The sequence below is a fragment of the Kutzneria buriramensis genome (genome assembly GCF_003387475.1).
Lineage (GTDB): Bacteria > Actinomycetota > Actinomycetes > Mycobacteriales > Pseudonocardiaceae > Kutzneria > Kutzneria buriramensis.
Genome location: NZ_QUNO01000019.1, coordinates 87,025 through 98,816, shown reverse-complemented (window position 1 = coordinate 98,816; position 11,792 = coordinate 87,025). Strand labels below are relative to the sequence as shown.

Below are 11,792 nucleotides of genomic sequence, written 5' to 3'. Positions count from 1 at the left end.
ACTCACTCCGGTTTCACGACGGCGACGGGGCATGGGGCGTGGTGCAACAGGGCGTGGCTGACCGAGCCGAGTAGGGCGTTCGCCAACGCGCCGCGTCCCAGCGAGCCCACCACGAGCAGCTGCGCGCCTTCTGCCTCGTGCAGAAGCCGTTGTGCGGGCCGGTTCTCGTGCACGACCTGACGAACAGTGGTGTCCGGGTAGCGTTCATGCCAGCCGGAGAGGCGCTCGGAGAGCACGATGCGCTCGTCGGTCGCGACGGCGTCCCAGTCCAGGTCGGGAATCGGCACGGAGCCGCCCCACACGGAGATCACGTCGCTCCACACGTGCACGGCGACCAACTCGGCATCCCGCCGCGCCGCCATGTCGTACGCGAAGGCCAGCGCGGCCTCACTCGCGGGCGAGCCGTCCACGCCGACGACGATCGGACCGCCGGCGGTTTCCTTCCCCCGCACGACGATGACCGGGCAGCGCGCTCGAGCGGTCAGCGCCACGGCGGTGGATCCCACGATCAGCTCGGCGAAACCGCCGCGGCCGCGGGCGCCGACCACGACCATCGACGCCTTCTCGGACTCGTCGGCGAGCAGGTCGATGCCGGGCTTGAGCTCCAGCACCGGCTCCACGTCGAGCGTCGGATGCGCGTCGAGCGCGCGCTTCACACCGTCGCGCAGACAGTGCTGCGCCGCGGCCCGCGCCTCGACCAGGAACCCGGACGGCAGCCTGGGCGTGGTGATCGAGTGCCCGTGCGCGATCCGGAGCGTCGCGTGCCGGCGGTCGGCCTCGTCGGCCGCCCAGCGCACGGCGTCCATCGACGGCGCGGAGCCGTCGACGCCTACGGCGATCATGTTCGTCATGTCTGGCTCCAGGGGTTGAGCTCGGCCGGTGTGAGGCCGAGCAGGGCTTGGGGATATCCGCCGAGTGCGAAGTCGTTCATCAGCCGCAGCCGCGTGTCCCGCAGGTGCATGGGCCGCACGATCGGGTGCGGAATGAAGCCGAGTCCCGGCGCGGCCAGCATCGCCACCTGCGTCACCGCGCCGGCGAGCACGTGGTTCGCGCGCGTGTCGGTCTCGGTGACGACCACGAACATCGGCTGCGTGGCAAGGCGATCGGTCAGCTCCCGGATCAATTCTCGGCGGGTCGCCGGCCCGGCGGGCACGAACTGCCGCTGCCAGGGGATGAGCTCGGCCGCGCACCGCCGGTCGCCGTCCAGCTGCCGGCTCGCGTCGTGCAGGATGGCCGCGAACGCGGCGCCGCCGACCGGTTCGAGCCTTGCAGTGTGGAACCGGGAGATGCCGATCAGGCGGCTCAGTTCCTCCGCACCGCCGTGACCGCGGTGCGTCACGTCCGGGGCGGTGATGCTCCGGTACAGCTCCAGCTCGCACGGGCTCGCCGGATCGCTGCGCCCGGTCGTGATCCGGGCGACCAGATCGGGCTCGCGATGCCCGCCATCGAGGCCGACGGCGACGTCCCAACCGAGGGCACGGATGGCCAGCACGACGTTGACCAGCGCGGTACCGCAGGACAGCAGCCGGTCGATGCCGGCGGTGTCGCGACGCTCGCCGCCGATCACCTCGCGGAGTTCGACCTGGTGTCCCGTCGTCTCCAGCACCCACGGTTGCTCGTGACACAGCACGGGCGCGCCGCGCGCGGCCCGCACGATCGCGGCGGTCTCGTCCTCGGTCCAGTCAGTCACAGTCCCACCTCGCCAGCTCTCGGCGGGTCCGCGACCCAGGTCCCTGTACTGAACGGCGCCCTCGCAAGCTCGGTCACAGCTGGTCTCCTTCGAGCAGGCCGACGAGGTGCACGCCGTCGACCACGCCGAGCGCGTCGGTGTGGTCGCGGCGCAGCTGCTCGTCGATGTGGCGGCGGTCCGCGTCCGGCGACACGCAGGGCGCGGGTCGCCGGCACAGCAGGCCGACGAGGTCATCGGGACCGATGGCATCGGCCAGCTCCTGCTCCCCCACCAGGCCGACGCAGTGGCGCTGTTCGACCACCGGCAGGTGGTGCACGTGCAGGCGTCGCATCAGCCGGATCGCCTCCGACACCTCGGTGTCCGGCTCAACCGCCGGCACCTTCCGCATCAACGTCCGGGCGGTGTCAGACATGGCGTGTCCTCGCCGCGACGACCCCGATGGACACGACCGCCAGGGCGAGGACCGCCGTGATGATCTGGACCGGCACCTGGAGTCCGAACAGGACGAACTGGAGCGCCAGCCACCCGAGCAGGATCACGCCGGCGGCGATCGACGTCGCGGCGGCGTGGCGGATGCCCTGCCAGCTGGCGACGGCGGCGACGGCCATGGGCCCGCCGATCAGCGCGATCAGGGCGATGCCCGGGAGCAGCCAGCTGCGCAGTCCCAGCGGCGCGATCCACTCCGTCGGCAGCTGGAAGGCCGCCGCTCCGACGGCCAGTTCGAGGCCGCCCCACACCGCGAGCAGCGCGATCAGCGCGTCCAGACCGGCCAACGCCAGCAGCCACGGATCCCCGTCACGTCCACGCATCGCCACTCACCGCCACTGCTTCCACCGGGGCGCGGTCCGCGCCCAGTCCTGGTCCCAGGTGTGGGCGCTCCACCGCTGGATCGGCAGGCGCACCAGGAACAGCAGGCCCCGCAACAGAAGGAAAGCGACGGTCATGCCGCCGCCGAGCGCGACGGCCACCATCAGGACGATGTCGAGTGTCCCGATCGGACGGTCCACGGCCGCGCCGGCGGCATTGGTCCAGATCCGGACCGATGCCCCCGCATGCTGCTGCGGCATGACCGTGACCGGGCCGCTGTGGTTCGTGCCGTCCGCGGTCTTCCAGCGGGCCAGCGCGGTCGGCGCGGTGCCTGAGTCCGCCAGCAGCACCGCGGTCGTCGCGGTCCGGGTGGCCTGCTGCTGGGTCGCGACGCCCGACTCGTAGGTCGCCAGGCGGAGTCCGAACAGAGCCCCCGCGGCGACGATGGCCGCGCCGACCAGGACCGCCAATCCGACGACGAGGCCGTCGACCCGGTCCACCGGCCGGCGCAGTTCGTTGCGTCCGAATCCCACCTGGCGGGCCAGCCGCAGCACCGGGTTCATCGTCACCACTCTCCCGCCGTGTCGCCGAATTCGTCGCATTCAGCGTCGCGGGAAGCGGCGGTCGGTCCCAGGGCCGTAGGCCACGGCCGAGGTCCCGACCTGACCAGGACTTAGGACCCTGCGGCCGGCACGACCACGACCGGGCAGGTCGCGTGCCGCACGCATTCGCGGCTCACCGAGCCGAGCAGCACCTCGCCGAGCGCGTTGCGCTGGTGGCTGCCCAGCACGAGCATGTCCGCGCCCTCGCTGACCTCGTGCAGCACGCGTGCGGCGTCCCCCTGGACGCTGGAGTAGCTGACGTTGTCCGTGCGGGGCGTGCCGGTGACCAGCGCGACCTCGCGCGCCAGCAGCTCGGTGGAGTCCTCCTTGATCTGCTGACTGGGCAGCAGATCCGTCATCGGGTCGTACCGCCAGGCGTGCACCACGTGCACCGACGTCTGCCGGACCGCACCCTCGCGCACGGCCCATTCCAACGCGTTCTTCGACACCTCGGTGCCGTCGATACCCACAACTATCATGTCGTCCTCACTTGTCCGGACCGGCGGCGCCGACGCCACCGGTTGAGTTCGTCCACGCCCCACACCACGACGGGGAAGGGCACCAACATCAACAGCACCCACGGCGGCAGTGCCGCCGTGCCGAACACCGCCTGCAACGGCGGCGCGTACACCAGGGCTGCGGTGAAGGCCAGCTCGAACGCGATGCCAACCAGCAGCGCGCGGTTGGTGGTCACGCCGATGGACCACAGCGACGCCCACTCCGTGCGGGCCGCGAAGGCGGTGCCGACCTGGCAGGCGACGATGCCGGCGAAGGTGGCGGTGGTCGCCTCCAGGTAGACCTGGTGCAGGGGCGCGCCCACGCCAACCGGGTCACCGGGATGCCACCCTCCGGCCAACAACACCGTGAAGAATGCCAGCAGCACCAGGATTCCGGCGGTGAGGCCCATCAGGCCCCAGGCCCGCCACAGCAGGTGCTTGGTGATCACACCCTCGCGGCGGGACCGCGGCGGCAGCGTCATCAGGCCGGGTTCGGCCGGCTCACGGCTCAGCGCCAGCGCCGGCAACGTGTCCGTGCCGAGGTCGATCGCGAGGATCTGGAGCACGCCCAGCGGCAGCGGCACGAGGCCGCCGGCGAGCGCGAACACCAGGAAGGGCAACACTTCCGGGATGGCGTGCACGAAGATGTAGAGGATGAACTTGCGCACGTTGTCGAACACGCGCCGGCCCTCCTCGATGCCGGCGGCGATGGTGGCGAAGTTGTCGTCGGTGAGCACCAGCGTCGCGGCCTCCCGGGCCACGTCGGTGCCGGCGGCGCCCATCGCCACGCCGATGTCGGCGCGGCGCAGGGCCGGCGCGTCGTTCACGCCGTCGCCGGTCATCGCGACGACCTCGCCCTTGTGCCGCAACGCGTCCGCGATGCGCAGCTTGGTCTCCGGGGTGGACCGGGCGAACACGATCTCACCCTGGTCGGCGAGCAGCCGGTCCAGCTGGTCCTCCGGCATCCGGTCCACCACCAGGCCGTCGACCACGCGGTCGGCGCCGATGCCGACCTGACGAGCGATCTCGGCGGCGGTGTGGCCGTTGTCGCCGGTGACCACGTGGACCTTGATCCCGGCGGCGTGCACGGCCTCGACCGCGGCCGCGACCTCCGGGCGCGGCGGGTCGAGCAGGCCGACCACCCCGACTGCGGTCAGCCCGGACTCGGCATCCTGCTGCGGGGGAACGTCTCTGCTGGACAGCGGCTTCGTCGCTACGGCGAGCACCCGTAGGCCACGACTCTCCAGCTCCTCGGCGTGCCGACGCAGCGCCGACACGTCACCGACGCACCGGCTCAACACCGCCTCCGGCGCGCCCTTCACGTGGATGCCGTTGATGTCCACCGTGGACATCATCTTGCGTCTGGGGTCGAACCTGTTGAGCGCCAACCGCTCCCGGTCGCGAATGGCCACATCGGACTGCGCACCGGCTTCCCGGGCGTAGCGCAGCAGCGCCACCTCCGTCGGGTCGCCGGTGGTGTCGTCGGCGGTGCCGCAGCGGAACAACGCGTCCGCCAGCGCCGGCGACTCCGGTCTCGCCTCGACGACGTGCATCGAGTTCGCGGTCAGCGTGCCGGTCTTGTCGGTGCAGATCACCGTCGTCGAGCCGAGCGTCTCCACCGCCGACAGCCGCTTCACCACCGCGCCCCGGCGGGCCATCGACCGCACGCCGACGGCCAGCGCCAACGTGATCGTGGGCAGCAGGCCCTCGGGCACGTTCGCCACGAGCAGGCCGATCGCGAACAGCAGCGCCGCCCCCAGCGACAGCCCGGCGACGAGGCCGAGCGGAAGAAAGGCCACGCCGGCCCCCACCGCGACGATGGCGATCAGCCACGCCACGCGGCGCACCTGGCGCTCGAGCGGACTCTCGTCGACATGCACGCGCTGCGACAGCGCCGCGATGCGCCCGAGTTCCGTGTGCGCGCCGGTCCCGACCACCAGCGCCTTCGCCGAGCCCTCCGTGCAGACGGTCCCGCTGAACACCCGCACCGGCGAGTCCAGCGGATGCTCGGCGTCGTCGGCCGACGACGCGTCGCGCAGCACCGGCGCGGATTCGCCGGTCAGGGCCGAGTTGTCCACTTCGACGACGCCCTCGACCAGGCGCGCGTCGGCCGAGACCCGGTCGCCCTCCTCGATCAGCAGCACGTCGTCGGGCACCAGGTCGATGGCCAGCACCTGCTGGCGGTGCCCGTCGCGGAGCACCCACGCGTGCTGAGGGAGGTAGCGCCCGAGCGCCTCGACGGCGTGCTCGGCCTGCTGCTCCTGCACGAAGGCGAGCAGGGCGTTCAGGACGATGACGACCAGGATCGCGATCGCCAGCTCGGTCGATCCGGACGCCGCCGACAGCGCGGCCGCCATCCACAGCAGCAGCGCCAGCGGGTGGGTGAACTGCTTGACCAGGTCGCGCCACCATCGGCGCGTCGACCGCTGCGGAAGCGCGTTCGGGCCGTACTGCTGGAGGCGGCGCTGTGCTTCCCGGGTGGACAGTCCAGCCGGGGTCGAACTCACCGTCAGGGTCATGGTTTCGAGGCTCGCGCCCGCGCGTTCGTCACAACTAGGGCCACAGGACCCATGGGTCCCGGGCGCGATGGCACTGTCCGCCAGGGTCCGCGTGCGGTGAGCTGATGTCATGCCGACGAGCTACCCCACGGTCCGATCGGTGATGACCACCCCGGTCATCGCCGTGACGCCGGACGCCCCGTTCAAGGAGATCGCCCGCGCGCTGGCCGAGCACCGGATCAGCGCCGTGCCGGTCATCGACGCCGGCGGCCGGGTCACCGGCGTGGTGTCCGAGGCCGATCTGATCCACAAGGAGGAGATGCGCGGCGGCTTCGACCAGGTGCTGGCCACCGGCTACCAGGTGCGCAGCCGCAAGGCGCACGCCGCCACGGCGGACCGGCTGATGACCTCTCCGGTCGTCACCATCGGCCCGGACGCGAGCGTCGAGGACGCCGCCAGCAAGCTCGGCCACACCGACGTGCGCCGGCTGTTCGTCGTCGAGGGCGACGGGCGGCTCATCGGCGTGCTGGCCCGCGCCGACGTGCTGCGCCTGTTCCTCGTCTCCGACGACGTCATCCGGGACCGGGTGCTCGCGGCCGTTCCCGCGGGCGTGACGGCCACCGTGGCCGAGGGCGTCGTGCAGCTCGGCGGCTGCGTCCCCCGGCGCAGCCAGGCGCTGGCCGCCATCCGCATCGCCTGGGCGCTGCCCGGCGTCGTCGGCGTCACCGGGGCCGTCCAGCACGAACTCGACGACGTGAAGGCGTGACCGGCGACCAGGAACGTGGAAGGCTGACAGACATGACCATCGGCGTGTTCCTGGTGGACGACCACGAGATCGTCCGGCGCGGGATCTCCGATCTGCTCGAGGGCGAGTCGGACCTCAAGGTCGTCGGCGAGGCCGGCGCGGTGGCCGAGGCCATGGTTCGCATCCCCGCGGTGCAACCGCAGGTCGCCGTGCTCGACGTGCGGCTGCCCGACGGCAACGGCGTCGAGCTGTGCCGCGAGCTGCGCTCGTCGATGCCGCAGCTCCAGTGCCTCATGCTGACGTCGTTCTCCGACGACGACGCCCTGTTCGACGCCATCATGGCCGGCGCCGCCGGCTTCCTGCTCAAGCAGGTCCTCGGCAGCGACCTCGTCAACGCCATCCGCACCGTCGCCGGCGGCCAGTCGCTGCTCGACACGCACACCACCTCCGCCCTGCTCGCCCGCCTGCGCCGCGACCAGGAGCAGCGCACCGACCCGCTGGCCGTCCTGTCCGACCAGGAACGCGTCGTGCTGGAGCTCATCGGCGAGGGCCTGACCAACCGCCAGATCGCCGAGCGCATGTTCCTGGCGGAGAAGACCGTCAAGAACTACGTCTCCCACCTGCTCGCCAAGCTCGGCATGCAGCGCCGCACCCAGGCCGCCGTGCTGGCCACCGAGCTCAAGGACAAGCGCGGGTCATAGCCCGAACGCGCCGCCTTCGACCAGGATCAGCACGCCGATGCCGACCAGCACCGCCGGGAGCACGACGTGCCCCCAGCGCGAGAGGGTCCGCGCGATGACCGGCCGGGTCGCCACGTAGCGGCCGATCGCGCACCACAGCGCCGTGAGCATCAGGAACACCACGCCGAACACGATCAGGCTGCCGACGCCGGCGGTGGCGAACACCGGCACGTAGACACCGATGTTGTCGCCGCCGTTGGCGAACGTGACGGCGGCGACCGCCAGTACCGTCGGGCCGCCGGCCGGCACGACTTCGACATCCGCCGCACCGCGGTCGCGCCGGGCCGTCCACGCGGCCCGCAGGCCCAGCAGCAGTGGCACGACGCCCAGGTAGGGAATCGCCGACGCCGGCAGCAGACCCGCGCCCAGCGCCCCGACGACGGAGGCCGCCAGGATCGCCGTGAAGCCCAGGAACTGGCCCAGCACCACGCGGGTCGCGGCGCCGCGCCGGCCCGCGGCCTGGCCGAAGAACAGGGCCAGGATCACGATGTCGTCGACGTTGGTCGCCGTGAACATGCCCACGGCCTGGCCGACCAGCCCCAGTTCCACCGCGATCCTCTCCGTGCCCGACGCGGCGGACGATACGGGACCTCAGGAGACCGGCCGGATGGGGACCTGCCACGTGTAGCGGGTGCCGCCGTCCGGGCTCGGCGCGACGGTCAGCGTGCCGCCGAAGGTGGCGGCGCGGTTCTCGATGTTGGCCAGCCCGCTGCGGGCCAGGGTCTCGGGAACCCCGACGCCGTCGTCGAGCACGTCGACGATGAGGTCCTTGGCGGCCTCGATGGTGACGACGATGTGTTTGGCGCGGGCGTGGCGCAGGGCGTTGGACAGGCCCTCGCGGAGGGCGGCCTCGGCGTGCGGGGCGACCTCGGGTGGCACGAGCGTGTCGACGGCGCCGGACATGCGGACGGACGGGGAGACGTCGGTGCCGTCGGTGAGCTCGGAGACGACGTCGAGCAGGGTCCGGCGCAGGCTGGAGACCTCGTCGGCGGTGTGCAGGTCGAAGATGGACGTCCGGATCTCCATGACGGTCTGGTCGAGCTGGCCGACGGCGGCCTGGATCCGCTTGCGGGCCTCGGTGTCGGGGATCATCCGCAGCGAGCCCTGCAGGCTCAGGCCGGTGGCGAACAGTCGCTGGATGACGTGGTCGTGCAGGTCCCGCGCGATCCGGTCGCGGTCGGCGAGCAGGTCGAGCATGCCCTTGGTGCGCTGCTTCTCGGCCAGCTCCAGCGCCAGCGCGGCCTGGTCGGCGAAGGACGTGACCAGCGGGACGTCATCGGGGCGGTACTCGGCGCCGCCCTTGTCCCGGGCGGTGACGAGCGCGCCGGTGCCGCCGTCGGACGTGCGCAGCTCCACGACGAGACCGGGACCGAGGATGTCACCGGCGAGGCGGCCGTCGAGCTCCTCGGCGAGGTCGGCGATGAGCCGAGGCGCGCCGTCGAGCAGCCGGTGCCCTTCGGGCAGCACCACGGTGGCGAGCCCGTCGGCGCAGGTCCCGACGACGCCCCGCACGGTGAGGGTGTCGTCGCCGTCGGCGATCAGCACCATCGCGCACGACGAGTCCGTCAACTCCATGGCCCGCAACACGACCAGCCGCAGCGCATCGTCCACAGTGGCCCCGCCGAGCAACTCGGCGCGGATCTCCGACGTCGCCTCCAGCCAGCGCTGCCGCTGCTGCGAACGCTCGAACAGGCGGGCGTTCTCGATCGCCACGCCGGCCGCCGCGGCCAACGCGCGCAGCACGACCTCGTCGTCGGCGGTGAACTCGCCGCCGCCGCGCTTCTCCGTCATGTAGAGGTTGCCGAACACCTCGTCGCGCACGAGGACCGGCGCGCCGAGGAAGCTGTGCATCGGCGGGTGGTTGGCGGGGAAGCCGACGGACGCCGGGTGGGTGGCCAGGTCGGCCAGCCGGATCGGCTTGGGGTCGTGGATGAGCAGCCCGAGCAGGCCCCGTCCTTCCGGCAGGTGGCCCATCAGCTTGCGCTGATCGGCGTCGATGCCGAGGTACACGAACTCGGACAGGCCGTCGCCGGTGCTGGCCAGCACGCCGAGCGCCCCGTACCGGGCGTCGACCAGGTCGGCGGCGGCCTCCACGATCCGGTTCAACGTCGAATCCAGCTCGATCCCGGAGCCGACGGCGAGCACGGCGTCGAGCAGGCCCTGCACCCGGTCCCGGGTCTTGACGATCTCCGCGAGCCGCTCCTGCACCTCCGCCAGCAGCTCGTCCAGCCGCAGGCTGCCGAGCATCGCTGACGTCTCGGGCTCTGGCATGCGGCGGCTCCCGTTGATCTCCATCGGACCCCGCCAGCCTCCCACGCCGGCAGGTCACGGCCAAGGGACGTACGCATCTCGTGGACGACGGCCCTAGTCCACCGTGACTTTGGGCCGTGTCTGCGAAACCGCCCCGGCGCGCACCGTTGAGCCATGACCAGTCCAGTTCCCGCCAGCCTCGGTCTTAGCCCGGACGAGGTGGCCACCGTGCTCGACGCGGCGGCGATGGCGCCGTCGGTGCACAATAGCCAGCCGTGGCGGTTCCGGGTGCTGCCCGACCGCATCGAGCTGCACGCCGACGCCACGCGTCGGCTGCACGCCACCGATCCGGACGACAAGGAACTGCGGCTTGCGTGTGGCGCCGCGCTGGCCAACCTCCGGATCTCGCTGGAGGCCCTGGGCATCCGCCCGATGGTGACGCTGCTGCCCCACGCCGCCGGCCCGCACGCCCTCGCGGTGGTGCGCCGCGGCGGCCACGTCTCGCCGAGCGACCACGTCTTGGACCTGCGCCGGGCCATCCCCTCCCGGCACACCAACCGCAAGCCGTTCCGGGACGTCCCGGTGACCACCGCCGAGGTGAACCACCTGGTCCGGGCGGCCCAGACCGAGCGCTCCTGGCTGCACCCGATCACCGACCCGTCGCAGCGGTCCCGCCTGCACGCGCTGGTCACCCGCGCCCACCAGATCCAACTGGGCAACCTGGAGTTCCGCGCCGAGCTGGAACAGTGGAGCGGGCACGGCGGCGAGCGGCGCGACGGCGTGCCGGCGCTGGCCGCCGGACCGGCGTACGAGCCGCAGGACCGGTGGGTGCTGCGCGACTTCAGCGGCGGTCACGCCCGGGAACGCGTGCCGGGCAAGGACTTCGAGCGGGAGCCGCTCATCGCCGTCGTCTGCTCGTACTACGAAGGCGCGCTCGCCGAGCTGCACGCCGGTCAGGCCATGCAGCGGGTGCTGCTGACGGCCACCACGCTCGGCCTGTCGGCGTCGTTCATCGCGCAGCCGATCGAAGTGCCCTCCTGCCGTGAGGAGCTCCGTCATCTGCTGGGCGCCGGCATCACCGCCCAGACCATCCTGCGAGTGGGCCACGGCAGCCCGGTCGCGCCCACACCTCGACGTCCGGTGGCAGAGCTGCTCATCGACGCCGCTCACATGCTGCCGGGAGGCACCCCATGACCACCAAGGCCGTTCTGGTCGGGCTCTCGCCCGACACCGACTCCATCGCGACGATCACCTGGGCCGCCGAGTACGCGGGCCGCCTGGACGCCCCACTGCGCGTCGTCCTCGCCGAAAGCGGGAACCTGCCGGCGCTGTACAACGCCGCAGCCGCACTCCGCGCCCGCTACCCGCACCTGTCGCTGTCGGCGACCACCGCTGAGGGTGGCCTGGCCGACGCCCTGCTGGACCGGACCGCCGAGGCGCACCTGGTCGTGGTCGACCGGGAGGCCGCGAAGGCCGGCGTCGCGTCGGCCGTCGCGGCCGAGGCGAGCTGCCCGGTCGCCGCCGTCGCGCCGGGCACCGGGTGGGACGACGGCGACCGGCCGATCCTGGTCGGCGCCGACGGCACCGAGCACTCCGAGCAGGCGCTGCGCTGGGCGTTCGCCGAAGCGCACCGGCTCGGCCGCGGCGTCCGCGTGGTCCACTGCGGAAGCGCCACCGGAGCCCGGAACTCCGTGTTCGACCTGGTCTCGCTGTTCGCCGGCCGCTACCCGGCCATGGCCGTGCAGGTGCACACGCTCAAGTGCACGCCGGCCGAGGCGCTGGCCTGGCACTCCCAGTTCGCGTCGATGGTCGTCATCGGCCACCGCGAGCACGGCCTGGGCGGCCGGACCTACCGCAAGGTCCTGCGCGAGGCGGCCTGCCCGGTCGTCGTCGCCGGTCCCGAAACCACTCTCGACGTCGCGCTGGCCGCGGCGTCCGCCATGGACACCGTGAGGAGCTGACG

At 72.4% G+C, this 11,792-nt stretch carries 13 protein-coding genes; 4 read left to right on the top strand and 9 right to left on the bottom strand.

Annotated elements, in window-relative coordinates; all coding sequences use genetic code 11:
* Positions 1–2: 2 nt before the first annotated feature.
* The 7 genes from BCF44_RS42640 to BCF44_RS42610 form a co-directional block, all read right to left on the bottom strand.
* Positions 3–851, bottom strand: a complete 849-nt coding sequence (locus BCF44_RS42640) for a universal stress protein (protein WP_116180211.1) — start codon at positions 849–851, stop codon at positions 3–5.
* Positions 848–1,690 carry a hypothetical protein gene (locus BCF44_RS42635; RefSeq protein ID WP_116180210.1) on the bottom strand — a complete coding sequence of 281 codons (843 nt, stop codon included), beginning with the start codon at positions 1,688–1,690 and terminating at the stop codon, positions 848–850. Before BCF44_RS42635 ends, BCF44_RS42640 begins: the two co-directional genes overlap by 4 nt.
* A 73-nt stretch (positions 1,691–1,763) precedes the next feature.
* Positions 1,764–2,102, bottom strand: coding sequence for a CBS domain-containing protein (locus tag BCF44_RS42630; protein ID WP_116180209.1), 339 nt, complete (start codon positions 2,100–2,102; stop codon positions 1,764–1,766).
* Positions 2,095–2,499, bottom strand: a complete 405-nt coding sequence (locus tag BCF44_RS42625; RefSeq protein ID WP_147328849.1) for a hypothetical protein — start codon at positions 2,497–2,499, stop codon at positions 2,095–2,097. The genes BCF44_RS42630 and BCF44_RS42625 overlap by 8 nt, the downstream gene beginning before the upstream one ends.
* A 6-nt stretch (positions 2,500–2,505) precedes the next feature.
* Positions 2,506–3,060, bottom strand: a complete 555-nt coding sequence (locus BCF44_RS42620) for an Rv1733c family protein (protein ID WP_147328848.1) — start codon at positions 3,058–3,060, stop codon at positions 2,506–2,508.
* A 110-nt stretch (positions 3,061–3,170) separates the two neighbouring features.
* Complete coding sequence (locus tag BCF44_RS42615) at positions 3,171–3,578, bottom strand: universal stress protein (protein ID WP_147328847.1); 408 nt, start codon at positions 3,576–3,578, stop codon at positions 3,171–3,173.
* Positions 3,575–6,115, bottom strand: a complete 2,541-nt coding sequence (locus tag BCF44_RS42610) for a cation-translocating P-type ATPase (protein WP_246016136.1) — start codon at positions 6,113–6,115, stop codon at positions 3,575–3,577. Before BCF44_RS42610 ends, BCF44_RS42615 begins: the two co-directional genes overlap by 4 nt.
* A gap of 109 nt (positions 6,116–6,224) precedes the next feature.
* Between BCF44_RS42610 and BCF44_RS42605 the strand changes: the two genes are divergently transcribed.
* Together BCF44_RS42605 and BCF44_RS42600 are read left to right on the top strand one after the other, a co-directional pair.
* Complete coding sequence (locus tag BCF44_RS42605; protein WP_116180204.1) at positions 6,225–6,860, top strand: CBS domain-containing protein; 636 nt, start codon at positions 6,225–6,227, stop codon at positions 6,858–6,860.
* A 32-nt stretch (positions 6,861–6,892) separates the two neighbouring features.
* Positions 6,893–7,540: a response regulator gene (locus BCF44_RS42600; RefSeq protein ID WP_116180337.1), complete on the top strand. Its 648-nt coding sequence runs from the start codon at positions 6,893–6,895 to the stop codon at positions 7,538–7,540.
* On the opposite strand, the gene BCF44_RS42595 is transcribed toward BCF44_RS42600, so the two are convergent.
* Together BCF44_RS42595 and BCF44_RS42590 are read right to left on the bottom strand one after the other, a co-directional pair.
* Positions 7,535–8,128 (bottom strand): cadmium resistance transporter, encoded by a 594-nt coding sequence (locus tag BCF44_RS42595; RefSeq protein ID WP_116180203.1) that lies wholly within the window; start codon positions 8,126–8,128, stop codon positions 7,535–7,537. The genes BCF44_RS42600 and BCF44_RS42595 overlap by 6 nt on opposite strands.
* A gap of 42 nt (positions 8,129–8,170) precedes the next feature.
* Positions 8,171–9,850, bottom strand: coding sequence for a sensor histidine kinase (locus tag BCF44_RS42590; RefSeq protein WP_246016135.1), 1,680 nt, complete (start codon positions 9,848–9,850; stop codon positions 8,171–8,173).
* Between the two features lie 153 nt (positions 9,851–10,003).
* Here BCF44_RS42590 and BCF44_RS42585 point away from each other — a divergent pair, with 153 nt between their 5' ends.
* A complete protein-coding gene (locus BCF44_RS42585) occupies positions 10,004–11,023 on the top strand; it encodes an Acg family FMN-binding oxidoreductase (protein ID WP_116180201.1) in 1,020 nt (339 codons plus the stop codon).
* Complete coding sequence (locus tag BCF44_RS42580) at positions 11,020–11,790, top strand: universal stress protein (protein WP_116180200.1); 771 nt, start codon at positions 11,020–11,022, stop codon at positions 11,788–11,790. Before BCF44_RS42585 ends, BCF44_RS42580 begins: the two co-directional genes overlap by 4 nt.
* The last annotated feature ends 2 nt before the right edge of the window (positions 11,791–11,792 follow it).